General features: G+C 65.8%; 23 protein-coding genes and 1 tRNA gene. 10 read left to right on the top strand and 14 right to left on the bottom strand.

What is annotated here, in order from left to right:
- Nucleotides 1–4 precede the first annotated feature (4 nt).
- From kdsB to JQK15_RS19430, 3 genes are all read left to right on the top strand, one after another.
- On the top strand, nt 5–805 hold the full coding sequence (gene kdsB / locus JQK15_RS19440) for a 3-deoxy-manno-octulosonate cytidylyltransferase (protein ID WP_214867159.1): 801 nt from the start codon (nt 5–7) through the stop codon (nt 803–805).
- Complete coding sequence (locus JQK15_RS19435) at nt 802–1,395, top strand: histidine phosphatase family protein (protein ID WP_214867018.1); 594 nt, start codon at nt 802–804, stop codon at nt 1,393–1,395. The genes kdsB and JQK15_RS19435 overlap by 4 nt, the downstream gene beginning before the upstream one ends.
- 104 nt (nt 1,396–1,499) lie before the next feature.
- On the top strand, nt 1,500–2,354 hold the full coding sequence (locus JQK15_RS19430) for a hypothetical protein (protein ID WP_185704260.1): 855 nt from the start codon (nt 1,500–1,502) through the stop codon (nt 2,352–2,354).
- Nucleotides 2,355–3,085: 731 nt separating this feature from the next.
- On the opposite strand, the gene JQK15_RS19425 is transcribed toward JQK15_RS19430, so the two are convergent.
- The 4 genes from JQK15_RS19425 to JQK15_RS19410 form a co-directional block, all read right to left on the bottom strand.
- A tRNA-Trp gene (locus tag JQK15_RS19425) sits at nt 3,086–3,171 on the bottom strand.
- A 155-nt stretch (nt 3,172–3,326) separates the two neighbouring features.
- Nucleotides 3,327–3,665: a hypothetical protein gene (locus tag JQK15_RS19420; RefSeq protein ID WP_214867016.1), complete on the bottom strand. Its 339-nt coding sequence runs from the start codon at nt 3,663–3,665 to the stop codon at nt 3,327–3,329.
- Nucleotides 3,662–4,855, bottom strand: coding sequence for an aromatic ring-hydroxylating oxygenase subunit alpha (locus JQK15_RS19415; RefSeq protein ID WP_251007878.1), 1,194 nt, complete (start codon nt 4,853–4,855; stop codon nt 3,662–3,664). The genes JQK15_RS19420 and JQK15_RS19415 overlap by 4 nt, the downstream gene beginning before the upstream one ends.
- 108 nt (nt 4,856–4,963) lie before the next feature.
- Nucleotides 4,964–5,554, bottom strand: coding sequence for a TetR/AcrR family transcriptional regulator (locus JQK15_RS19410; protein WP_010337563.1), 591 nt, complete (start codon nt 5,552–5,554; stop codon nt 4,964–4,966).
- Nucleotides 5,555–5,653: 99 nt separating this feature from the next.
- On the opposite strand from JQK15_RS19410, the gene def reads away from it, so the two are divergent.
- Nucleotides 5,654–6,184 carry a peptide deformylase gene (gene def, locus JQK15_RS19405; RefSeq protein WP_004210855.1) on the top strand — a complete coding sequence of 177 codons (531 nt, stop codon included), beginning with the start codon at nt 5,654–5,656 and terminating at the stop codon, nt 6,182–6,184.
- A gap of 79 nt (nt 6,185–6,263) precedes the next feature.
- Here def and JQK15_RS19400 read toward each other — a convergent pair whose 3' ends face one another.
- The 9 genes from JQK15_RS19400 to JQK15_RS19360 all read right to left on the bottom strand — a co-directional run bounded on the left by JQK15_RS19400 (nt 6,264) and on the right by JQK15_RS19360 (nt 17,286).
- Nucleotides 6,264–8,024: a hypothetical protein gene (locus JQK15_RS19400; protein WP_214867014.1), complete on the bottom strand. Its 1,761-nt coding sequence runs from the start codon at nt 8,022–8,024 to the stop codon at nt 6,264–6,266.
- Nucleotides 8,021–9,727 (bottom strand): Hsp70 family protein, encoded by a 1,707-nt coding sequence (locus JQK15_RS19395; RefSeq protein ID WP_214867012.1) that lies wholly within the window; start codon nt 9,725–9,727, stop codon nt 8,021–8,023. Before JQK15_RS19395 ends, JQK15_RS19400 begins: the two co-directional genes overlap by 4 nt.
- Nucleotides 9,728–9,884: 157 nt before the next feature.
- On the bottom strand, nt 9,885–10,583 hold the full coding sequence (gene phoB, locus JQK15_RS19390; protein ID WP_004210860.1) for a phosphate regulon transcriptional regulator PhoB: 699 nt from the start codon (nt 10,581–10,583) through the stop codon (nt 9,885–9,887).
- 3 nt (nt 10,584–10,586) lie between these two features.
- Nucleotides 10,587–11,282: a phosphate signaling complex protein PhoU gene (gene phoU, locus JQK15_RS19385; RefSeq protein ID WP_004210862.1), complete on the bottom strand. Its 696-nt coding sequence runs from the start codon at nt 11,280–11,282 to the stop codon at nt 10,587–10,589.
- Between the two features lie 108 nt (nt 11,283–11,390).
- On the bottom strand, nt 11,391–12,179 hold the full coding sequence (gene pstB, locus JQK15_RS19380; RefSeq protein ID WP_004210863.1) for a phosphate ABC transporter ATP-binding protein PstB: 789 nt from the start codon (nt 12,177–12,179) through the stop codon (nt 11,391–11,393).
- Nucleotides 12,180–12,187: 8 nt separating this feature from the next.
- On the bottom strand, nt 12,188–13,432 hold the full coding sequence (gene pstA / locus JQK15_RS19375; protein WP_010337565.1) for a phosphate ABC transporter permease PstA: 1,245 nt from the start codon (nt 13,430–13,432) through the stop codon (nt 12,188–12,190).
- Complete coding sequence (gene pstC, locus JQK15_RS19370; RefSeq protein ID WP_214867010.1) at nt 13,432–14,826, bottom strand: phosphate ABC transporter permease subunit PstC; 1,395 nt, start codon at nt 14,824–14,826, stop codon at nt 13,432–13,434. The genes pstA and pstC overlap by 1 nt, the downstream gene beginning before the upstream one ends.
- 7 nt (nt 14,827–14,833) lie before the next feature.
- On the bottom strand, nt 14,834–15,889 hold the full coding sequence (locus JQK15_RS19365) for a substrate-binding domain-containing protein (RefSeq protein ID WP_017499005.1): 1,056 nt from the start codon (nt 15,887–15,889) through the stop codon (nt 14,834–14,836).
- A gap of 143 nt (nt 15,890–16,032) precedes the next feature.
- Nucleotides 16,033–17,286: an ATP-binding protein gene (locus JQK15_RS19360; RefSeq protein ID WP_069336143.1), complete on the bottom strand. Its 1,254-nt coding sequence runs from the start codon at nt 17,284–17,286 to the stop codon at nt 16,033–16,035.
- Nucleotides 17,287–17,385: 99 nt separating this feature from the next.
- On the opposite strand from JQK15_RS19360, the gene JQK15_RS19355 reads away from it, so the two are divergent.
- From JQK15_RS19355 to JQK15_RS19335, 5 genes are all read left to right on the top strand, one after another.
- A complete protein-coding gene (locus tag JQK15_RS19355; protein ID WP_214867008.1) occupies nt 17,386–17,826 on the top strand; it encodes a hypothetical protein in 441 nt (146 codons plus the stop codon).
- Between the two features lie 97 nt (nt 17,827–17,923).
- On the top strand, nt 17,924–19,102 hold the full coding sequence (locus JQK15_RS19350; protein WP_214867006.1) for a glycosyltransferase: 1,179 nt from the start codon (nt 17,924–17,926) through the stop codon (nt 19,100–19,102).
- A 66-nt stretch (nt 19,103–19,168) separates the two neighbouring features.
- A complete protein-coding gene (locus tag JQK15_RS19345) occupies nt 19,169–19,453 on the top strand; it encodes an HPr-rel-A system PqqD family peptide chaperone (RefSeq protein ID WP_214867004.1) in 285 nt (94 codons plus the stop codon).
- Nucleotides 19,450–20,313 (top strand): HprK-related kinase A, encoded by an 864-nt coding sequence (locus JQK15_RS19340; RefSeq protein WP_214867002.1) that lies wholly within the window; start codon nt 19,450–19,452, stop codon nt 20,311–20,313. Before JQK15_RS19345 ends, JQK15_RS19340 begins: the two co-directional genes overlap by 4 nt.
- Entirely contained in the window at nt 20,310–21,350 is a 1,041-nt protein-coding gene (locus tag JQK15_RS19335) for a nucleotidyltransferase domain-containing protein (protein ID WP_214867000.1), read from the top strand. Before JQK15_RS19340 ends, JQK15_RS19335 begins: the two co-directional genes overlap by 4 nt.
- A gap of 1 nt (nt 21,351) precedes the next feature.
- On the opposite strand, the gene JQK15_RS19330 is transcribed toward JQK15_RS19335, so the two are convergent.
- A complete protein-coding gene (locus tag JQK15_RS19330) occupies nt 21,352–21,945 on the bottom strand; it encodes a TetR/AcrR family transcriptional regulator (protein WP_214866998.1) in 594 nt (197 codons plus the stop codon).
- Nucleotides 21,946–22,017: 72 nt separating this feature from the next.
- Between JQK15_RS19330 and bdcA the strand changes: the two genes are divergently transcribed.
- Nucleotides 22,018–22,731 carry an SDR family oxidoreductase gene (gene bdcA, locus JQK15_RS19325; protein WP_214866996.1) on the top strand — a complete coding sequence of 238 codons (714 nt, stop codon included), beginning with the start codon at nt 22,018–22,020 and terminating at the stop codon, nt 22,729–22,731.
- Nucleotides 22,732–22,862: the final 131 nt, after the last annotated feature.

Here is a 22,862-nt window from a genome sequence, read left to right as displayed (position 1 = left end):
ATTGGTGGTCATTCCGGCGCGGGCGGGGTCGTCCCGCCTGCCGCGCAAGCCGCTGCGCCTCATTGCGGGGCGCAGCCTGCTGCATCGCACGATCGCCATGGCGCGCGCGGCGATCGGCGTGCGCGCTGGCGTCGCTCTGGTCGTCGCCACCGATGATGACGAGATTGCGGCCCATGCGCAGGCCGCCGGCTGCGACGCGGTGATGACCGACAGCGCGATCGCTACCGGCTCCGGCCGCGCGCTCGCTGCTGCCCGCGCGCAGGCCACCCAGCCCGACTTCGTCGTCAATCTCCAGGGGGATTCGCCTTTCCAGCCCAAGGGAGCGCTGGGCGCGGTGATCGAGGCGCTGGATGCCGGCGCGCAGGTCGCGACCCCGGTGATCGGGCTCGACTGGGCCGCGCTCGATGCGCTGCGCGACCATAAGCAACGCTCGCCCTTCAGCGGCACCACCTGCGCGCGCGGTGCGGATGGCCGGGCGCTCTGGTTCTCCAAGACGATCATTCCCGCCATCCGTGATGAGGACAGGCTGCGTGCCGCCGGTCCCATATCCCCCGTCTGGCGCCATGTCGGCCTTTATGGCTATGCCCATGATGCGCTCGCCCGGTTTGAGGCATCGCCGCCCACGGCGCTCGAAAATCTGGAAGGGCTGGAGCAGTTGCGGCTGCTGGAACTGGGCATCGATATCATGACCGTCCCGGTTGATCCGCCCGTCTTTGACAGCAGCGGCATCGATACCGAGGCCGATATCCAGCGGGTCGAGGCGCTGATCGCCGCCCATGGAGACCCGACGCCGGCCCTGTCATGAGCCGGCGCATCTTCGTCATCCGCCACGGCAACACCTTCGCCTCCAGCGCCGATGCGCGCCGGGTCGGGGCCGGCACCGACATTCCGCTGGTCGACAGCGGCATGGCCCAGGCCCAGCGTCTCGCCAGCTATTTCGCGGCCCGGTCGCTGGACCCCGTGCGCCTCTACAGCGGCCCGTTGCAGCGCGCGCGCCAGACCGCGGCGCCGATCGCGGCTGCGCTCGACCATCCGGTTGATGCCATCCTGCCCTGGCTCGACGAGATCGACCATGGCCCGGACGAAGGGCAGCCGGAGGCGGCCGTGGTGGCGCGTCTTGGCGAAGCGGCGATCGCCGCCTGGGACCGGGACGGGATCGTGCCCGATGGCTGGACCGTCGACGCCCCCGCGCGCATCGCTGCCTGGCGCACTTGGTTCGCCGCAGAAGGGGAGGGGACGGAATTGCTGGTCACCAGCAACGGCGCCGCCCGCTTCGCCCTGCTCGCGCTGGGCCTCACCCATGACCAGCTCAAGCTGCGCACCGGGGCCTTTAGCGAACTGGTCGTCGATGCGCCGGGGCAGGTGCGGCTGCTGCGCTGGGACGAGCGCCCCTAGGGATTATTCCCGGCCGATCTCCGCAAAGCCCGCGATTGGCCCCCGCTCTCGTTCGGGCCATTCTGTCCCCGCGCAGAATGTTCGAAAGGGGAAGGCGCTTGGCCATGCAGACCGGATATCATCGCAAGATCGCCTGGCTCGCAGGCCTGGTCGCCATGGCGCCGCTGCCGGCGATCGCGCAGGATGCGGGATCGTCGGCAGCGCCTGCCATCACCTCCGGCCCACCGCCGGCCGGCGGCAGTGATCAGGATCTGGCGCTGCAATTGTCCAACCCGGTCGCCTCGCTGATCAGCGTGCCGTTCCAGGAAAATCTCGACTTCGGCGCCGGGGATGACGGCATCAAGTCGACGCTGAATATCCAGCCGGTGGTGCCGATCAGCGTCGGCAAGGACTGGAACATGATCGTGCGCACCATCGTGCCGGTCGTCGCGCAGAATAGCTATCAGGGACCGGGCACGGATGCCTTCGGCCTTGGCGATATCACCCAGAGCTTCTTCTTCTCGCCCAAGGAGAATAAGGGCATCATCTGGGGCGTTGGCCCCGCCATCCTCTATCCCTCGGCAACCGATCGCTATCTGGGCGGGGACAAGTGGGGCGCTGGCCCGACCGTCGTGCTGCTCAAGCAGATGGGCCAGAACACGGTTGGTTTCCTCGGCAACCATATCTGGTCGATCGCCGGCAAGGACGACCGTTCCGACGTCAGCGCCAGCTTCATGCAACCCTTCTTCAGCCACACCACGTCCCACGCCACCACCTATGGCATCAATGCCGAAGCCGCCTATGACTGGAAGGGCAAGGACTGGCTGATCCCGGTCAATCTCACCGTCACGCAACTGACCAAGGTCGGCGATCAGGCGGTGCAGGTGGGCCTTGGCGGCAAATATTATGCCGTCTCGCCCGACGGCGGCCCCGAATGGGGCATTCGCATGATCTTCACCCTGCTGTTCCCGAAGAAATAGCGGATTGCGCAGTCACGAAGCCGAAGGCCAGCGTCCCTGGCGCGGAGCAAGCAACATCCGGAGCCATGGGGCGACTGCCCCGGATATGGGAGGGCATCGGCACGATGCCGGCTAAATGGTCAGGATGGGTGGTTACCGGAATGGCGGCTTACGACATCAGGATTTGATAGTGTAGGCTCTTAAAACGGACAGACCGCGCTCCTTTACGTTCACTCGGTCGTCTAACATTCCATATTGGAAATATACGTTCCAACGCGCTGCTCGATAGGTCACGTTGGTCGCGCAGTTGCCAAGCGATCCGACCTTTATCGAGTCTCTCAGGCAGATCGATGTTCCCCATTCGCGCGTAACTATGAAGGCATCAGGCGCATACCTGAATTGAAAGCTCCCTCGGAAAATATAGGGTAACCCGTTCCGTTCAGCATTAATCCTGTCGGTGATATTTTCTCTGCCGTCGTATTCGAGTCCAATGCTTTGGCGTCGGTCTTTCTCGGGCGTCACATAGGCAACAAAAGAGGGGCGAGACGCCCCATCATCCGTGATACTTCGATAAAAGTCGTGTCGGGGAAAGCGGAGATGCGCATTGCCAACGTGAACTGTTTCCGGCGGCTTTGGGCCGCACCCTGCGAGGAGCGTCACATATGCAAGAATTGGCATTCGGAATGACATGGCGTCCCCTTCGGAATGCCTGATAGCAAGAAGGTGTTAAAGGACAGCTTCTGTTCGATTGATGCCAGCGGCAGGGGATCGAACCCGCACCTTCACCTTCTGGCGAGGATCGCTGTAGCGATACGTCTACCAATTCCGTCACGCTGGCCGATCCATTTAACCCGGTAATAGATCGCGCTGCAACGTCCGCTTACAAGCAAGGGAATCGACCATGTGAATGGCAAAAAATGGTCGTCAGCGGTCAAAACCCGATCCTCGTCATTGCTTTGCTGCGCTCGGAATGACGGGGCGGACCTGTGTCTCTCAGGCCCCCGCCGGGGTCAGGGTAATGCGCATCGATTGGCGCTGACGGGCGTGGGCGGGTTCCTGGTCGCCCAATATCTCTTCGGTCAGCGAGACATGGGCGAGGGTCAGCATCATGTCCATCAGCCTTTGCTCGGCCGGCGGCAGGGCGTCGAGCGGGTAGCGGTCGAGATGGGCGAGGGCGGCGTCGAGCAGGGGCGCGGCCGCCGCGAAGAAGGCGGTGCGGTCGGCGGGGGCGGCATCGCCGCGCCGGGCAGCACGGGTGATCGAGCCGTCGATCGCCCAGCGATCGGCAAAGGGGGCAAGCGCCTCGAAACCAGTGGGAAGGAGCGTGGTCATGCCATTGCCTCCGCCCGCGAGACGGGCCGGGGCGCAGTGCCGGCCAGGTCGACACGATAAGCCTGCACCCTTTCGTCGATGGCGTTGAAGAGGTGGCGGCAAAGCGCCTCCTGCGCCTGGAAATGGATATGTTTGAGCGCGCCGCTGTTGAGGCCGCGCTGCCCCGCCTCGATCACGTCACGATCCTCGGCATGGATGTCGCGCGCGCTGGCCATGGCATATTCGCGGGCATAGCGGCGGCTGGCGCAGTCATCCTCGCCCTTCCAGTTGAGGCGGATCACGCCGCGCGAGCGGCGCGCGTCGATCGGCCAGACGGTGTGGGAGAAGGGCTGAGCCGGCGATCCGAGGATGAAGAAATTGGGGAAGAGCGCGAGATAGTCGCGGCTGTGCGCTCCTGCCGTGCCGTCGGCCATCGCGAAGCGGGCGGCGCGGCCGAAGGATTGCGCCTGCACCGGTTTGGGCGCGGGGGCGGGATTGGTCCAGATCGTCTGGGTGCGGTGGGGGCCGTGAAAGCCCATCTTCACCGGATAGCCGAACGGATTATCCTCTCCCACGGCGGGTGCGCCCGAGCGGGGATGGATGAAGCGGAGATGGTAGTTTTCCTGGAAATTGTCGTAGGTCAGCTTCCAGTTGGCGTCGATCTCATAGACATATTCGGAGAAGGTGGTGGCCTGCGCCGCGGGGAAGCCGTCGAGCATCGTCGCATAGGGGCCAAGATCGTCGCGCAGGCCTTTGTCCGGCATGCCGAGATGGACGAAGATCAGCCCGCCACAGATGTCGAGCGCGACGCGGGGCAGGGCGCAGTCGGCCTTGTCGACGAAGAAACGATCGAAGTCGGGCGCAGCGAGTAGCGCCCCATCGGTGCCGAAGGACCAGCGATGATAGGGGCAGGAGAAGGTGCCGCGCCTGCCGCTTTCCTCCTCGACCAACTGGGTACCGCGATGGGTGCAGACATTGTGGAAGGCGCGAATCTCGCCATCGCGGCCGCGCACGATCAGCAGCGACACATTGAGTGCCTCGATCTCGCGGCGGATGAAGCTGCCGATGTCGGGCAGTTCGCAGACATGGCCGAGCTGCAACCAGGAGCGGCGGAACACCGCTTCCCGTTCCAGCTCGAACCAGGCTGGATCATGATAGGGGGCGGCGGGGATCGGCGCGGTGCCGAGCCAAGCCAGACTGTCGTCGCTCATGCCCTGAAAGCCGGGCCGTTCGCCGTGCATCATCGCTCTCCGCTGTCTGTCTTTTCGACAGCATGAGCGGGTCAGTCTGAATTTGCAACACTATTGTTGTAAATTTCGTCAGTCGTCGGCGATGCCATCCCGGCGCAACACCCGCTGCTGTTCCTGGCGGAAGCGGGCGATGGTGGCTTCGGTGTCGAGATCAGGGGCGACGCGATGGCGAAAGACGCGCGGGCCGATCAGCGCGCTGGTGAGCAGCATCACGCAATAGACTTCGGCGTCGATCGGCTCGTCGGGGAAGGCGGCGGCAAGGCTGGTGCCGATGCCCGATACCAGGGCGTCCCAATGCGGATAGCTCGCGCGGATGTCGCCGGGGGCGATGAAATCCTCGATCCACAGCGACATGATGGCGGGATTGTCGAGCACGAAGCGGGTGACATAGTCGATCCGCGCCTGGCGCGGCAGTTCCGGGCGGAAGGCGGCGACGATCTGCTGCGAGGACCAGAGCTTCACCGCCGCGACCAGGGCGTCACGATCGGTGAAATGATAATAGATGGTGGTGCGGTTGACCCCGGCGGCGCGGGCGAGGGCGGAGAGGGACAGCGCATCGATGCCGCGATCGGCGATCAGCCCGACCGCCAGCTCGATCAGCATCTGGTGGGTATCCTCGAAGGATTTGTAGCGGCGCTGCTGTGCGGTTTCGTCGGTCACGCCCCTTCGCCTAGACCCCGCCGGGCGGGGCGGCAAGCGGCGCGTGGGGCCGCGCCCGTCTCGCTTGAAATTTTCCCCCGTTCCGCCTATGTTTTCGCCATGGCCATTCTTCCGATCCTTGAGGCGCCCGATCCGCGCCTGCGTACCATCTCGACCCCCGTAGAGGCGATCGACGACGATCTGCAGCGTCTGATCGACGACATGTTCGAAACCATGTATGACGCGCCGGGCATCGGCCTGGCCGCGATCCAGGTGGGCGTGCCCAAGCGCATCCTGGTGATGGATCTGCAGGAACCGGAATCGGATGAGGAAGGCGCGCCGCCGGTCAAGAAGCCGATGGTGTTCATCAATCCGGAAATCCTGAAGGAATCGGACGAGCAGTCGGTCTATAATGAAGGCTGCCTGTCGGTGCCCGACCAGTTTGCCGAGGTGGAGCGCCCGGCGGTGATCCGCGCCAGCTGGATGGACCGCGACGGCCGCATCCACGAAGAACAGCTGGAAGGGCTGCTCGCCACCTGTCTGCAGCATGAGATGGACCATCTCGAAGGCGTGCTGTTCATCGACCATCTGTCGCGCCTGAAGCGTGACATGCTGCTCAAGAAGCTGAACAAGGCCCGCCGCGCGGCCTGAGCTGCTTGGCCGTTGGCTGATGGAGAAGAAGCGTCCTGCCGCAAGGCAGGGCGCTTCTTTCCTATGTGCGATCGCCGGTTCAGATGTGCGGCAACAGGGCGGCGCGGGTGGCCTTGTTTGCATCCAGCGCGGCATCCAGCAGGGCGATGTGGGTCAGGCATTGTTCCCGATCCTTCCCCTTGTTCTGGAAGGCGGCGCTGACCTGATCGAGCGACAGCCCGGACTGGTCGATCACGCGCTGCACGATCTGGCCGGGGATGGAGAAGCTGCCGCCCGGCGGCGGAAGCACCGGATTGTCGGGCATGGCGATGACCAGGTCGGCAACCTGCGCTCGCGCCGGTTCCCGCAGATCGGCCGGGATCAGCTCGGGATCGGCAAAGGCGCCATGCTTGGCCGCCTCGGCGCAGGCGTGCCAATGATCGCCCTTGAGTGCGCGTTCTTCCTTCAGCCGCTGGCGCTGCATCGCGATCAGGCTGTCGCCGCCCTTCTGCCGCGCGAGCAGGGCATAGCGATTGCGGATGATGCCGGTCATCGCCTCGACATAGCGGGCGCGGGTCCACCCCATGCCCATGCCGGCGCGCCAGTTGCTGGCGAAGAGCGCATGGACGAGCGGCGCCTGGGCATTGAGCAGGTCGAGCGGGATATCCTTGCCGAAGGCCGCGCGCACCGCCGCCTGCATGTCGGCGGCGACATCGCCCAGGCCGCCGGGTACGCGCGGGGCGGTGGCGACGGGGATGTCGCTGGCGCTCGGCAGACTGGGCATGGGCGACCCGCTGTCCTGACAGCGCGCCATGGCACCGAGTAACTGCAGCAGGACGACGCCGAACAAGATGCGACCGCCGAAGGATGCTATCGCTAGGCCTGTCCGTTCCTCGCGCAGGGCAATGCGATGCCAGTCCAGCCGTTGCTCCAGTTCGGGATAGTCACGGCGGATGGTCGTTATCAGTTCGTCGACCTTGGCGCCCTGCCACCATAGGGCCCAGCTCTGCCCCGGCCGGGTCGGCTTGGCCAATTGCTGCCAGGCGCGATGGAGCGGGTGACCTTTCTGCTGCACCTGCTGGGCAAAGCGGTCGGAGGCGAGGCGCCGGTTGATGAAATCGACTGCCGGTGGCGCGTCGATCTGGCCGTCCAGCGCGTCCCAGCCGAACAGGCGGGCGGCCGGGGCGAGCAGCGGCTGGGCGCGGGGCCAGGAGCCGGCCAATATGTTGGCGAGCCAGTCGTCGACGCGGGCATGCAGGTCGATCGCGCCCTGCTGCGCTTCGGCATGGATGCGGCTGATCAGGGTAGTGCCGTTGACGATGTCCGCCGGATGCAGCGGCCGATCCTGCGACTCCGCGTCCGGATCGGGATAGAGCAGGGCATGGAGCGCATGGTCGGCGCGGCTGAGATCCTGCACCTCTGCGCGCGTCACCGTCGGCACGATCAGCGCGTCGGCCCCGTCGGGCAGGGGCAGGGCGATCGCATCGCCCGCATCCGGTGCGATCCGGCAATCCGGCGCGATGGGCGGCATGCGCCAATCCGCGTCCGGTGCTACAGGTTCGATCGACAAGGGGGCGGATGCGCTATGGTCAATTGTCAGATGGGGGGCGGTGAAAGCCATGTCCGGCGACGGGACGATGACTTCTATCCCGTCGATCATGATGCCGGGGCGCGGTGCATCCGCCACTTCGCCCGATGCCAGCATCAGGGCCTGGTCGCGAGCGTCGCGCAGCGCGGCAAAGCCATCCCGGTCCTGGTCCGGATCGATGGCGCGCAGCCGGGCGGCATAGGCACGGCGGATCGCCTTGCTGTCCGCCGTCGCCTCTATCCCCAGCAAGTGCCAGGCGCTCGAAGGGCTCACAGCCCATAATCCTTTTCGACCAGGTCCAGATTCTGGAGCAGGAGCCTGCGCTCCTCGGTTATCAGCCGGCTGTCCTGGGTTTCCAGCACCGACTGGAACTGGGTGATCCAGCGACCAATGGCTTCGCGCCGCTCGCCGATGAAGGATTCGTATCCCTTGCGCGCGCGGGCGAGCGCCGCGACATTTTCCATCGCCTCGCGCGGGTGGAATTTGAGTGCGGCGAGGCGCGCCCGGCTTTCGGCCAGGTCGCGTTCGGCGCGCTGCTCGCTTTCGTCGACGATCACCAGATTGCGGCTCTGGCCCGTTTCCGGCACCACGACGTCGACCTCCAGCAGGCCGCTGCTGTCATAGCTGAAGCGGCAATCGACCAGTATCTCGCCGGCCTGGCGTGGCGGCACCGGGATGCTGATCGACCCCAGCAGCACGTTGGAGGAGACTTCGCGCGCCTCACCCTGATAGATGCCAAATTCGATGTAGCGCTGATTGTCGGACACGGTGCGATAGGTTTCGACGCGGCTGACCGGGATGGCGGTGTTGCGTTCGATGATCGGCGAGAAGAGGCCATGATGGAAATGGCCGCGCGCGTCGCGCTCCGAATGGTTGACGCCCAGGGTGAAGGGGCAGACGTCGGTCAGCCGGATCTCGTCGAGGGCGGCATCCCTGGCCAGTAACCCCGCCTGAACCGCCGCGCCGAGTGCCACGGCATGATCGGGATGGACCGTGCTGTTGGGGAAGCGGCCGAACATGCGGGTGATGGCACGGCGGACGATGGGCATGCGCGTCGCCCCGCCGACCAGCACGACTTCGCTGAGGGCGCGGACGTCGATGTTGGAATCCCGCAAGGAGCGGAGCACCGGATCGCGCAGCCGGGTAAGGAGGCCCTGGGCCTGTTCCTCCAGCGCGCGGGTGGTGATGCGGGTGCTGCGCTGATCGTCGCCGATGACCAGCGTGAAGTCCGCCTCGTCGGAAAGGGACAGGGCCTGTTTCGTGGCTTCGGCCGCGACCTGCAGGCGGGCCTCCAGTCGCTGCGGATCCTTGTCGTCCAGCGGCGTTTCGGCCTCCAGCGCGGCGCGGGCCAGTGCGATGATCGCGCTGTTGAAATCGTCGCCACCCAGATGATTGTCGCCCGATGAGGCGCGCACTTCGATGATGCCGTCGAACATCTCGACGATCGACACGTCGAAGGTGCCGCCGCCCAGATCGAAGACCAGAAAGGGTTCATGCTCGTCGCGATCGTGGACGCCAAAGGCCAGCGCCGCCGCCGTCGGTTCGTTGATCAGGCGCCGCACGGTCAGGCCCGCCAGTTCGCCCGCGCGCCGCGTGGCCTTGCGCTGACGATCGTTGAAATAGGCGGGCACCGTGATGACAGCTTCGCTGACCGGCTCGCCGCAAAAGGCCTCCGCATCGGCCTTGAGCGAGCGCAGGATGCAGGCGGACAATTCTTCGGGCGAGTAGCTGTGACCACTCATCGAGGCGCGGCGTTCCGTGCCCATATAGCGCTTGAAGCTGGCGACGGTCCCGTCCGGGTCGGTGGTCAGCCGATCGCGTGCGGCGCGGCCGACATGGATCATGCCCATATTGTCCACGCTGACGATCGACGGTGTCAGCAAGTCGCCCAGCGCATTGGGCACAAGCTGTGCTGCGCCATCCTTCCAGATAGCGGCGGCGCTATTGGTCGTTCCAAGATCGATACCGAGAATCATGATTTCCCCCCGGCCGGCACCTTATGCAAGGCGGTGGCGAAATCCACAGGGCTTTGTTCCGGGAAGAGAAATTGCTGATCGGGCAGAGTTGCCGAAGAAAAACCTCTCCAGGCGGTGTGCCGGAGAGGTTCTTTCTGGTCCGCGATGGCGGCGACGATCAGTTCAGGCCGTCGGTGTCCAGCGCATAACCGGCCGAGCGGACGGTGCGGATGATGTCGTGGCGGCCGTCGACATTGATAGCCTTGCGCAGGCGGCGGATATGGACGTCGACGGTGCGCAGTTCGATGTCGCTGTCCTGGCCCCAGACGCTGTCGAGCAGCCGTTCGCGCGAGAAGACCCAGCCGGGATGCTCCAGGAAATGCTTCAGGAGGCGGAATTCGGTGGGGCCGAGCGGGATGACCTGGCCGCCGCGACGGACCTTGTGGCCGACCGTGTCCATTTCGACATCGGCGAAGGTCAGCGTCTCGCCAGCCAGCGCCGGGCGCACGCGGCGCAGCACCGCGCCGACGCGGGCGACCAACTCGCGGGGCGAGAAGGGCTTGGTGACATAATCGTCGGCGCCGGTTTCCAGGCCGCGGACGCGATCCTCTTCCTCGCCGCGCGCGGTCAGCATGATGATCGGCACATTGGCGGTGCCGTTCATGCGGCGGAGGCGACGGCAGACCTCGATCCCCGACAGGCTTTCGACCATCCAGTCGAGCAGCACGATGTCGGGCGTGTTTTCCTGCGCCATCAGCAGCGCTTCCTCGCCATCGACGGTATGGGCGACCTCGAAATCCTCACGCTTGAAATGCCAGATGAGCAGTTCGGCGAGCGCCGCGTCATCCTCCACCAACAGCATCTTCGCCCGCGCCATGCCTCAATTCTCCTGCTGCTGGGTGCCGCCGCGTTCGCGTTCGGGTAGGGTCTGGCCCGTTGCGGCATAATAGACCATTTCCGCGACATTGGTCGCATGGTCGCCGATGCGTTCGATATTCTTGGCGATGAACAGCAGGTGCGCGCACTCGCTGATCGTCTTGGGATTTTCGACCATGTAGGTCACCAGCGTGCGGAACACGCTGTCGTAGAAATCGTCGACCACCTGGTCGCGCTCCACCACCGCCAGCGCCAGTTCGGCGTCGCGCGCGGCGAAGGCGTTGAGCACGTCATGCACCATCTCGGCCGCGACCTGGCCCATGGAGGGCAGCAGCGACACCGGTTCCAGCTTGTGCTGGTTGGCGGCGATCAGCGGCACGCGCTTGGCGATATTCTTGGCATAGTCGCCGATCCGCTCGACCACGCTGACGATCTTCAAGGCGGCGATCACGTCGCGCAGATCGTTGGCCATCGGCGCGCGCAGGGCGATGATCTGCACCACCAGCTTCTCGACTTCCGCTTCCAGCGCGTCGATGCGCTTGTCGTCGGCGACGACTTCGGCGGCGAGACGCTGGTCCTGGCGCTGGAGCGCCAGCATCGCATTCTCGATCGCCGCTTCGGCGCGACCGCCCATTTCGGCGATCAGGCCGCGCAGCCGGTCGATTTCCTCGTCAAATGCCTTGATCGTATGTTCAGCCATGTTTCTTCTCTCCGCAGGCACCGATCCTGCAGGGATCGATGCCGGAATCTCAAGTGGCGCGCTTTCTAAGCCGCCAGATGCAAGCATCTGGCTCGAAAGCGCGCGGGATCAGCCGTAGCGACCGGTGATATAATCCTTGGTCCGCTCCTGGCGCGGATTGGTGAAGATGTCGCTCGTCACGCCATATTCGACCAGTTCGCCCAGGTGGAAGAAGGCGGTGCGCTGCGACACGCGCGCGGCCTGCTGCATATTGTGGGTGACGATGACGATGCCATAGCGACCGCGCAGTTCGTGGATCAGTTCCTCGATCTTGGCGGTGGCGATCGGGTCGAGCGCCGAGCAGGGTTCGTCCATCAGGATGACTTCGGGTTCGACCGCAATGGCGCGGCCGATGCACAGACGCTGCTGCTGACCGCCCGACAGGGCGGTGCCGCTATCATTGAGGCGATCCTTGACCTCGTCCCATAGGCCGGCGCGACGCAGCGACTTTTCGACGATCACGTCCATGTCCGCCTTGCCCGCGGCGAGGCCGTGGATGCGGGGGCCATAGGCGATATTCTCGTAGATCGACTTGGGGAAGGGATTGGGCTTCTGGAACACCATGCCGACTCGCGCGCGCAGCTGCACCACGTCCATCGAGGGGGCGTAGATATCTTCGCCGTCGAGCGTGATCGTGCCTTCGACCCGCGCCGAGGCGACGGTGTCGTTCATGCGGTTGAGGGTCCGCAGGAAGGTCGACTTGCCGCAGCCCGACGGGCCGATGAAGGCGGTGACATGGTCCATGTCGACATCGATCGACACGCCCTTGATCGCCTGTTTCTCGCCATAGAAGACCTTGACGTCACGGGCCGTCATCTTCGGATTGGCCACGGCCAGGCTTTGCTGTTCTTCGGTCATGGGTGTGATTACCACCGTTTTTCAAACTTGTTGCGCAGGTAGATGGCGAGGCCGTTCATCGCGAGCAGGAAGGCCAGCAGGACGATGATGGCGGCCGAGGTCTTTTCGACGAAACCCTTGGAGACTTCATCGGACCAGAGGAAGATCTGCACCGGCAGCACGGTGGCCGGATCGACAATGCCGCCGGGCGGCGTGGCGATGAAGGCACGCATGCCGATCATCAGCAGCGGCGCGGTTTCGCCGAGCGCGCGGGCCATGCCGATGATCGTGCCGGTGAGGATGCCGGGCAGGGCCAGCGGCAGCACATGCTGGAACACGACCTGGACCGGCGAGGCGCCGATGCCGAGCGCGGCGTCGCGGATGCTGGGCGGCACCGACTTGATCGCGTTGCGGCCGGCGATGACGATGACCGGCATGGTCATCAGCGCCAGGGTCATGCCGCCGACCAGCGCGGCCGAACGGGGCAGGTGCAGCAGATTGAGGAAGATCGACAGGCCGAGCAGGCCGAAGATGATCGAGGGCACGGCCGCCAGATTGTTGATCGACACCTCGATGATATCGGTCCACCAGCTCTTGCGGGCATATTCCTCCAGATAGAGCGCCGTGGCGACGCCGATCGGGAAGCTGAGCACCAGCGTCACCAACATGGTCAGCAGCGACCCCTTGAACGCGCCCCAGATGCCGACCTGGGTCGGATCGGTGCCGTCGCTGGCGGTCAGGAAGCCCCAGTTGATGCCGGTGGCGAGCAAGCCGGCCTGACGCAGGCGTGCGACCTGGGCCTCGGCTTCGGGCGATCCCTTGCTCTTGGCGGCGAGGTCGATCGCGGTTGCGGCGGGCACGTCGATCGTCTCGGTGCGGGCGAGGATCTTGGGATCGGCCTTGATCGCGTCGCGGATGGCAATCCAGGCGCTGGGCGAGATCATCGCGTCGGCATCCTTGCCCAATGCCTTTTGCGCGACGGTGCTGGTCACCATCGGCAGATTGGCGTTGGCCAGCGCTTCATCGGTGATGTTGGCCGGATCGAGCAGCAGCGGCGAGGCCGGGAAATCGACCTTGAGGGCGATTTCCGTGCGGGTGAAACCGCGCATGCCGTTGCCAACCATGGTGAAGAGCAGGAAGGCGAGGAAGGCGGCGCTGAGCAGCACGGCGGCCATGCCGGCGGCCTTGAAGCGGCGCTCGGCGGCGTAGCGCCGGGCGATCCGCTTGCGCATGGCGTCCGACTTCCAGTCGGTGGGGAGGCGTTCGGCGCTCATTATTCGTAAGCCTCGCGATATTTCTTCACGACCCGCAGGGCCACGATGTTGAGCAGCAGGGTGACGATGAACAGCACCAGGCCGAGTGCGAAGGCGGCAAGCGTCTTGGCGCTGTCAAATTCCTGGTCGCCGGTCAGCAACTGGACGATCTGGGTCGTCACCGTGGTCACGCTGGCAAAGGGGTTGAGGGTGAGGTTGGCAGCCAGACCAGCCGCCATCACCACGATCATCGTCTCGCCAATCGCGCGGCTGACGGCGAGCAGCACGCCGCCGACGACGCCGGGCAGGGCGGCGGGGATCAGCACGCGGCTGATCGTCTCGCTGGTGGTGGCGCCCATCGCCAGGCTGCCGTCGCGCATCGACTGCGGCACGGCAGCGATGCTGTCATCGGCCATGGAGGAAACGAACGGGATGATCATCACGCCCATGACGAGGCCGGCGGCCAGCGCGCTTTCCGAAGAGGCGCCATGGATGCCGATCATCACCGCAAAGTCGCGCAGGGCTGGCGCAATGGTGAGCGCGGCGAAATAGCCATAGACGACGGTGGGTACGCCCGCGAGCATCTCCAGCGTCGGCTTCATCCACTTGCGCACCGTGGGGCTGGCATATTGGGTGAGGTAGATGGCGCTCATCAGGCCGAGCGGGATGGCGACGATCATGGCGATGATCGCGCCGATGAAGATCGTGCCCCAGAAGAGCGGCACCGCGCCGAACGCATCCTCATTGCCATAGCCCATGGCGGCCGACTGCGGGCTCCATTTGGTGCCGAACAGGAAGTCGATCGGGTTCACCATGGAGAAGAAGCGGAAGCTTTCCCACAGGAGCGAGGCGACGATGCCGAGCGTAGTGATGATCGCGATCAGCGAGGCGATCAGCAGCGTTGCCATGACCAGTCGCTCGACCCGTGTGCGGGCGCGGAAGTCCGGACGGACGCGGGTGAAGGCATAGGCGCCGCCGGCAAAGGCGAGCACCAGCGCCAGCACCGCGCCGGCAATGCCATAATGGCTGAGCGCGGTGCGATAGGGTTCGACCAGCGCATTGGCGGCCGGGTTGAAGGCGCCGGCCTGCGCGCCGGTGGCGATCGCCCGTGCCTCGCCCAGGATGGCGGAGCGCGAGAAGCCGTCCATCGGCAGGCTCTGCGCCACCGGGTCGGCCAGGACCGACTGGGTGACGAGGCCGGGCGAGACATTCGCCCAGACCGCCAGGAAGATGCCAGCGGGGATCAGCGTCCACAGCGCGACATACCAGCCATGATAGCCGGGCAGGCTGTGTACCGCGTCGCGGCGACCGCTGGCGCGCGCCACGCCGGCAAGGCGCAGCGCACGGGCGCGGGCGCTGACCCAGGCGATCGCGCCCAGGCCCGCCAGCAGCAGGAGGATTGCAGGACCGGTCATGATGCCCTTACTTCAGCTGCGAACCGTCGAGGACGCTGAGCGACTTGACGACTTCCGCGCTCTTCTTGCGCACGTCTTCCGGCGCCGCGACCATGCCGCGCTTGGTCAGCGCGCCGTCGGGGTTCCAGTTGGCGGCGAAGGTGTCGAGGAAGCCCTGCAGGCCACGGATCGCCTGCATATGCGCCTTCTTCACATAGATGTAGAGCGGGCGGGCGCCGGGATATTGGCCGGTCGAGACGGTCTCGTAGCTGGCTTCGATGCCGTTGATCGGCACGTCCTTCAGCGTGTCCTTATTCTCTTCCAGGAAGCTGTAGCCAAAGACGCCGACGGCGTTGGGGTTGGCACCCAGCTTCTGGACGATCAGATTGTCATTCTCGCCCGAGTCCACATATTTGCCATCCTCGCGCACGCGGGTGCAGGTGGCCTTGAACTCGTCCTCGCTCTTCTTCTTGAGTTCTTCCATCGCCGGGTCGGTCTCGCAACCCTTGGTCAGGATCAGTTCGGCGAGCGAGTCGCGCGTGCCGCTGGTCGAGGGCGGACCGAAGACGGAGATGGCGATCGCGGGCAGGCTGGGGTCGACATCCTTCCAGGTCTGGGCCTTGTTCGGGCCCTTGCCATAGGGATTGGCGGCCAGCGCCTCATAGACGATCTTGGGGGTGAGCTTGAGGCCGGGGCCCTGCTTGCTCTCGGCGAAGGCGAGACCGTCGACGCCGACCTGGATCTCGATGATGTCCTTCACGCCATTGCTCTGGCACTGATCGAACTCGGCCTTCTTCATGCGGCGCGAGGCGTCGGCAATGTCGGGATGCTGGGCGCCGACGCCGGCGCAGAACAGCTTCATGCCGCCGCCGGTGCCGGTCGATTCGATGATCGGCGACTTCATGCCGGGATTGCCCTGCACGAACAGTTCGGCGACCGCGGTGGCGAAGGGATAGACGGTGGAGGAACCGACTGCGCGGATCTGGTCACGGGTCGCGCCAGCGCCGCCGCCCGACTGGTCGCCGCAGCCGGCAAGCGAAAGAGCGGCCACAGCGGTCGCGGCGAAAAGGGCGAATTGCTTCACGGAAACCTCCAACTAACAGGCCGCGATTCGCAATGTCGCGCCCCTCAGGGAGGCGCCTAGCCGCGGACCATCGCGCCTTTGTGACAGTCAGATTGCATTTTCATGACATAGGGGCCGGATCGCGTCTTCGGCGTGAAATTTTCTTACGCCCTCGTCTTGGTCGCCGTGTCATCGGCCGGGGCGCCGGGCAGCAAGATGCTGACATTGGTGCCTTTTCCAAGGACGCTGGAAATATCCAGCCGGCCACGATGCCGTTCGACAATATGTTTGACGATGGCCAGGCCCAGACCCGTGCCGCCCATCGCCCGGCTGCGGCCCGAATCGACGCGATAGAATCGCTCGGTCAGGCGGGGGAGGTGATCGGGGCCGATGCCTTCGCCTTCGTCCGCCACGGACAGGCGCACCATGCCGCTGGGCCCTTCACTCAGGGTGACATGGATCGGCGTGCCGGGGCGGCCATATTTGACCGAATTGCCGACGAGATTGTGGATGAGCTGGGACAATTGGGCGCGGTCGCCCTGGATCGCCGGCAGGCCGGGCGTGATCTCCATCTCCACCTCGCGGCCGCGATCGCCATTGCTGGTGCGGAACACGCCGACCACTTCGGCGGTCAGTTCCGACAGGTCGACGGCGGCTTCGGGCAGGCGATATTTCTCCGCCTCGATCCGGCTCAATGAGATGAGATCGTCGATCAGCCGCTGCATCCGGCGCGCTTCGCCGTCCATGATCTTGAGGAAGCGCTTGCGGGTTTCGACATCCTTGCCCAGTTCCGGGTCGGCCAGCGTCTCGATGAAGCCCAATATGCCGGCCAGCGGGGTGCGCAGTTCATGGCTGGCATTGGCGACGAAATCGACGCGCATCCGCTCGGCCGCGTAGGTGCCGCTATGGTCGACCAGATGGACGAGGCGGCGCATGTCGCCGACCGCCCCGACCGAAGCGATGCGCATCTGCCAGCGCTGTTCGCGGGTGCCCAGGCCCACCAGTTCGATCATCACCGGTTCGGCCAGTGGTGCAACGCTGGCCAGCCGCTCGGCGGCGGCGGGGTGGCGGATGGCGATGCGCGCATCCTCCCCCTCGATATGGCTGCCGAGCAGGCGTTTGGCGGCCTGGTTGGCATGGACGATGCGGCCCCGTTCGACCAGCATGAGCGGATCGGAAATGGCTTCCAGCAGGCCGGGAAAATCGGGATGGGCGAACAGGTCGGGCGCATCGAGCGCGATCGTCGGCACGTCGCGGCCGACCGGCACGCCTTCGGCCGTGATGACCAGCACGATCAGGCCGGCGAGTACCGGCAGCGCGATGGCGAGCGGTGATCCGCCGAGAATCAGCGCGCCACCGGTACCGAGTAGAAGCACGGCCAGCGAGGCTGTAATCTGAGAAATTGTCAGTCGATTCATGGTTACCGTGCTGGATTTTGCGCGCATTTGCTGCGATGGCTACAGAGAATAGCGCCCAATATTTACGCTTTGGCAAGCGCGATAGCGGAACATTGTGACATGAGCGAGCCCATCCCCGGACCGGAAAGCGTGCAGCCTGAAAAGGCGGCAGCGGACGTATCTGCACCCGATCTGGCCGTCCCTTCGCGGCGCCAGTTGCTGATGGGCGGGGCCGTCGCGGCATCGGCGATCGTGTCGATCCGCCCGGCGCTGGCGAATACTGCCGCCTCGGTCCTCAACTGCACCATTCCGGTGCCCGATCCGTCGCGCTCGGGCAATTATATCGCGCCCAATGGCCAGATGGTGCCGGCGGGGACGCCGGGCGCCTATCCGGCGAGCGGGCGCACCTATACCGGCGAGCAGGTCAAGCAGGCGCTGCGCGGTCGGCCGCTGCCCGGCACCAGCTATGAGCAGAACCAGGCCTATCTGAACTATATTCGCCGCCTCCAGTCGGGGCAGAGCGGCTTTACCTGTTTCGCATCGCTGCAAATGCCGCGTTAAGCCCCAAAGCCGGGGTGAACTGAAAGAACCGATTACGGGTCGCCCGCGTTGACGGCGTCGAAGCATCGACATTTCCGTCGAGCGCAAGGGCGACACCATGTTCCATGCACGCCAGGTGGCGGCACATTCTCCATTCGCGGTCGTCTATCTCTATCGCCCCGGTGACGGGGGGCTTGACCGGGTCGCGATCCAGCTTGCCAATCATCTCCATCGGCGCGGCCTGCGGGTCGAATTGTGGCTGGCGCATCTGGACGGGCCGCTGGCCGGGATGATCGACCCGGCGCTGACGGTTCGCCGTGTCTGTGCGCCGCGCTGGGCCCGGCGACTGTCGATGATCGCGCAATTTCTGCCGCTGGCCGCGATGGTGCGGCGCCATCGGCCCGATGTCGTCTATTCGGCCGGCAACCAGAGCAACATGCTGGTCGCGGCCGCGACGCTGGGCACGCAGACCCGCGCGGTCGGCCGCATTTCCAACCCGATCGTCCGGCCAGGACAGCAGGGCCTGTCCGCCTGGGCGCGCAAGACGCGGTTTCGCGCGATTGCCAGGGCCTGCAGCATGACCATCGTCATGGGCGAGACCGATCGGCAATTGCTGGCCGAGGAAGGGCCGTTGGGCGGTCGCGACGTGCGGCTGATGCCGCGTCCCACCGTCACCCGGCTGATGGAACAGGCCTGCAACGATCGCGGCACCGCCTGTTGCCCGCAGCGCCCGGCGCAATTGCTGATGGTCGGACGGCTGGCGCCTCAGAAGGATCAGGCGACCGCGCTGGCCGCGCTGGCGCAATTGCGGAATCGCGACTGGCGGCTGCGCATCGTCGGGCAGGGACCGCTGCGCGCCCAGCTGGAGGCGCAATGCGCGCGGCTGGGCCTGTCGGACCGGGTCGAGTTTCTGGGCTTCGTCGATTGTCCGCACCGCATGGCCAGCCTGTTTGCCGAAGCGGACCTGCTGTTGCAGCCGTCCTGCTGGGAAGGGCTGGCGGGCACGATGATCGAGGCGCTGGGCTGTGGCGCGGGCGTGGTGGCGACCGATTGCACCCGCAATATCCATCCGCTGCTGGCCGCCGCCGGCCAGCATCCGCCGGTGCCGGTCGGCCATGTCGATGGCTTTGCCCGTGCGATCGAATGGGCGCTGGCCCATCCCGCGCCGCCCGAGCAGCTGGCGCAGGCGGTGCGCGAGCATGGGCTGGACCGGGCGCTCGACACCTATATGCGCGCGCTGATGACGGTCGGCGCGCGCGAGCTGCCGGTCGGCGTGGCGCTGCAGGCCTTTCCCTGATGCGTTAGGCACTTGGCTACCCTTTTGGCTTTAGGGCAAGAGGGGAGCCATGGAGGTGCCGGACGCGTGGTCAGGGAAGAACTATATCGTCGCGAAGGGGCGGAGGCGATCATCGTTCGGCCGCTGGATGATATCGTCCTGCTCTATCATCGCCCGTCGGGCCAGACCCATATGGTGATCAGCCCGGTGCCCGAGATATTGGACGCCATGGCCGATGGCCTGCCGGCGAGCGCGGCGATGCTGCGCGATCGGCTGGCCCTGCTCTATGATCTGGGCGAGGGCGATGTGGTGGGCGAGATCGGCCAGCATCTCGCCTATCTCGACCGGATCGGGCTGGTGCGGCCGGCATGAGGCACAGCCTGACCCTGCGCATCGGCCCGGCGACCTTCCGCATCGGTTCCGCTTGGGCGCAGCCGATCGACCAGTTGAAGCGCCTCTATGCCGATTATCCCGATGTCGAGGGAGCCATCGCCGATTTCACCGTGCGCTTGCAGCCGACCAGCGCGATCCGGCGCTGGGTGCGACCGTCCATCTTCATCACCGGCGACCATGGCCTGGCCGATGCCGCGCCGATGAGCCTCGCCCATGGGCTGCTGGCGGCGGAAATGGGCATGAACCTGCAGATGGCGCTGGGCTGGCGCCGACATCTGCTGCTCCATGCGTCGAGCGTCGAGAAGGACGGCCGGGTGCTGGTGATGACCGGCGAGTCCGGATCGGGCAAGTCGACGCTGGCGGCGCAATTGGGCGAGCGTGGCTGGCGGCTGATGGGCGACGAGTTTGCGCTGCTTGATCTCGACAGCGGGGCGATATTGCCCTTTCCCCGGCTGGTGTCGCTCAAGAACAAGGCGATCGACGTGATCGCGGGCGAGGTGCCGACAGCGCGCATGGGGCCGCTGCTGGGCGCGACCGCCAAGGGCGACATTCGCCATATGGTGCCGCGCGCCGATGCTGTGGCGCGGATGGGCGAGGGCGGGATGCCGGCGCTGCTGCTGTTCCCGCGCTTCGGCTCCGGGCCGGCGGAACGGCCGGTGGGGCGGGGGGAAGTGTTCATGCGCCTGACCCAGGCATCGACCAATTATGTGGCGCTGGGCGAACCGGCCTTTGCTGCGCTGACGCGCTTTGTCGCGCAGGTACCGGCGCGGGCGATCGACTTCCCCTCGGGCGAGGCGGCGATCGCCATGGTCGACCGGCTGTGGAGCGACATCGCATGAGCGCGGCGCTGCTGGTCGGGGCCTTGCGCGATCCGGCGAAGACGGCGGCGCTGGATGCGGCCGGCTGGAACAGCCTGATCGCGATGGCGCGGGCGGAGCGGCTGATCGGCACGCTCGCCTTCCGGCTGGAGGGGCAGGCTGTGCCCGATGCGGTACGGCCGATCCTGACGGATGCCAAGGCTGATGCGGCACGCGAGGCGCGCCAGGCGATCTGGGAGGCGGACCGGGCGCGGGCGGCGCTGGCGCCGATCGGCCTGCCGGTGATCCTGCTCAAGGGGACGGCTTATGCGGCGGCGGGCCTGCCGGCGGGGCGGGGGCGCTTCATCGGCGATCTCGACATATTGGTGCCGCGCGACCGGATCGATGCGGCGGCCGATGCGCTGGTTGCGGCCGGTTGGGAATGGGTCAAGGAAGACCCCTATGACGACGCCTATTATCGGCAGTGGATGCATGAACTGCCGCCGATGATCCACACCGAGCGCGACCGCATGATCGACGTGCATCATACCGTGCTGCCGCTGACGGCGCGGCCGACGCCGGATGCGGCCGGGATGATGGCGGACGCAGTCCTGATAACCGATGGATTATATATGCTGTCGGCTGAGGATCGGGTCTGTCATGCGGCAGCGCATCTGCTGGCGGACGGCGATTTGCAGGGCGGCCTGCGCAACCTGTGGGATATTCATTGCCTTTGTGAGGAATCGTCGGAACGACAGGATGATTTTTATCTCTGTCTCTTCGAGAAGGCGGCGCATCACCAATTGACCGCAGCAGTTTGGCGCGCGTTACGCCTCTCTCGTCATCTCTTCGATACCGAGGTCAAAGCCTATCGAGCGCCTATAGAGGTCGATTATAAATTGCGTTGGAGCGACCGAGCTTTCATCAGCCGGTTGCTGGCGCGCAACGGCTGGGGGCAGGAGACGCGCAAAGCGCTGGTCTTCGCCTTTTTCGTGCGATCCCACTGGCTGCGGATGCCGCCGCTGATGCTGGCGCGCCATCTGCTGACCAAATGGCGCAAGGGGCATCGGCCCCACTAGATCAGCGGCTGGCCAGAACCGCCTCCAGCGCGAGGCCGGCCATATCGGCAATGGCGAGCAATCGCTCGATCGGCTTGCCGTCACGGGCATCGGACGACAGGCCTGACATGATAGCCACCATATAATCGGCGACCGGCAGCGCCTGGTCGGGATGGTCGGGGGCCAGATAATCCCGGACCCGGTCGACGCTCCTGTCCTTCCAGCAACGCGCCTGTGCGGCGGCGGTCGCGTCGGCGCCGCGCGCGGCCTCCAGCACCATGCAGCCCGGCGCGGCCGGATCGGTGGCATAGATGCGGGCGGCGGTGCGCAGCAGTTCGGTAAGCGCGGCAGCCGGCGGCCTGCCGGGCGCCAATATCTCGTCCACCGGCAGGGCATTGCGGGCGTAGCGCGCCAGCACCCGGTCGAACAGGGCCGCCTTGTCACCGAAAGCGGCATAGAGGCTGGGCGGATTGATCCCCATCGCCTGCGCCAGCGCGGCAACGCCGACACCATCATAGCCATGTTGATGAAACAGTGCCTGCGCCGCAGAAAGGGCGGCGTCCTCGTCGAAGGAACGTGGGCGGCCCCGGCTCTTGGCTTTTTCTTTAATGGTCATTACAAAAATCCTTGACGGGCGCGATCGGTGATTTATATAGCGGTCATTACAAATTTAGCAAGGAATTGTCCCATGACCGATTTCACTGCCAAGAAAGTCCTCGTCCTCGGCGGCAGCCGGGGTATCGGTGCCGCGATCGTGCGGCGCTTCGCCGGGGACGGCGCCGATGTTGCCTTCACCTATGCCGGGTCGCAGGACGCTGCCACCGCGCTTGCTGCCGATGTCGGCGCCCGTGCCATCCGCTCCGATGCGGCCGATCGCCAGGCGGTGATCGACGTGGTGGCGGGCGAGGGCGCGCTCGACGTGCTGGTCGTCAATGCCGGCACGCTGGTGCTGGGCGATCCGTTGACGCTGGACGCCGATGCGGTCGACCGGATGATCGATATCAATGTCCGCGCGCCCTATCATGCGGCGGTCGAGGCGGCGCGGCAGATGAACGATGGCGGACGGATAATCGTCATCGGTTCGGTCAATGGCGATCGCATGCCGTTCGAGGGCGGCGCGGCCTATGCGCTGACCAAGTCGGCGCTGCAGGGCATGGCCCGTGGCCTGGCCCGCGACTTCGGCGCGCGCGGCATCACCGTCAACATCATCCAGCCCGGCCCGACCAATACCGACATGAACCCGGCCGATGGCCCGATGAGCGCCACCATGCACGGCTTCATGGCGATCAAGCGCCATGCCACGAGTGAGGAAATTGCCGGGCTGGCCGCCTATCTGGCGGGGCCGGAAGCCGGCATCATCACCGGTGCCATGCACACGATCGACGGCGGCTTCGGCGCCTGATCGTCCGCTCGGGAGGGGCGGCTGAACGGCCGCCCCATCCTGTTGCGCCGCCTCTTTTCTTCGCGGCGCGCGATGCTATGATGAGCGCCAACGGGCCGTGCGGGCGCCCGTTCAGGCGATGATCGTCCAAG

The sequence above is a fragment of the Sphingobium sp. BHU LFT2 genome (genome assembly GCF_018604485.1).
Lineage (GTDB): Bacteria > Pseudomonadota > Alphaproteobacteria > Sphingomonadales > Sphingomonadaceae > Sphingobium > Sphingobium yanoikuyae_A.
This window is presented reverse-complemented; position numbering and strand designations above follow the sequence as displayed.

Coding starts and splice junctions, on each gene's coding strand:
- JQK15_RS19435 (WP_214867018.1), top strand. CDS start 802: ATGAGCCGGCGCATCTTCGTCATCCGCCACGGCAACACCTTCGCCTCC.
- JQK15_RS19430 (WP_185704260.1), top strand. CDS start 1,500: ATGCAGACCGGATATCATCGCAAGATCGCCTGGCTCGCAGGCCTGGTC.
- JQK15_RS19420 (WP_214867016.1), bottom strand. CDS start 3,665: ATGACCACGCTCCTTCCCACTGGTTTCGAGGCGCTTGCCCCCTTTGCC.
- JQK15_RS19415 (WP_251007878.1), bottom strand. CDS start 4,855: ATGAGCGACGACAGTCTGGCTTGGCTCGGCACCGCGCCGATCCCCGCC.
- def (WP_004210855.1), top strand. CDS start 5,654: ATGGCCATTCTTCCGATCCTTGAGGCGCCCGATCCGCGCCTGCGTACC.
- JQK15_RS19395 (WP_214867012.1), bottom strand. CDS start 9,727: ATGATTCTCGGTATCGATCTTGGAACGACCAATAGCGCCGCCGCTATC.
- phoB (WP_004210860.1), bottom strand. CDS start 10,583: ATGGCGCGGGCGAAGATGCTGTTGGTGGAGGATGACGCGGCGCTCGCC.
- phoU (WP_004210862.1), bottom strand. CDS start 11,282: ATGGCTGAACATACGATCAAGGCATTTGACGAGGAAATCGACCGGCTG.
- pstB (WP_004210863.1), bottom strand. CDS start 12,179: ATGACCGAAGAACAGCAAAGCCTGGCCGTGGCCAATCCGAAGATGACG.
- pstA (WP_010337565.1), bottom strand. CDS start 13,432: ATGAGCGCCGAACGCCTCCCCACCGACTGGAAGTCGGACGCCATGCGC.
- pstC (WP_214867010.1), bottom strand. CDS start 14,826: ATGACCGGTCCTGCAATCCTCCTGCTGCTGGCGGGCCTGGGCGCGATC.
- JQK15_RS19360 (WP_069336143.1), bottom strand. CDS start 17,286: ATGAATCGACTGACAATTTCTCAGATTACAGCCTCGCTGGCCGTGCTT.
- JQK15_RS19355 (WP_214867008.1), top strand. CDS start 17,386: ATGAGCGAGCCCATCCCCGGACCGGAAAGCGTGCAGCCTGAAAAGGCG.
- JQK15_RS19350 (WP_214867006.1), top strand. CDS start 17,924: ATGTTCCATGCACGCCAGGTGGCGGCACATTCTCCATTCGCGGTCGTC.
- JQK15_RS19340 (WP_214867002.1), top strand. CDS start 19,450: ATGAGGCACAGCCTGACCCTGCGCATCGGCCCGGCGACCTTCCGCATC.
- JQK15_RS19335 (WP_214867000.1), top strand. CDS start 20,310: ATGAGCGCGGCGCTGCTGGTCGGGGCCTTGCGCGATCCGGCGAAGACG.
- JQK15_RS19330 (WP_214866998.1), bottom strand. CDS start 21,945: ATGACCATTAAAGAAAAAGCCAAGAGCCGGGGCCGCCCACGTTCCTTC.
- bdcA (WP_214866996.1), top strand. CDS start 22,018: ATGACCGATTTCACTGCCAAGAAAGTCCTCGTCCTCGGCGGCAGCCGG.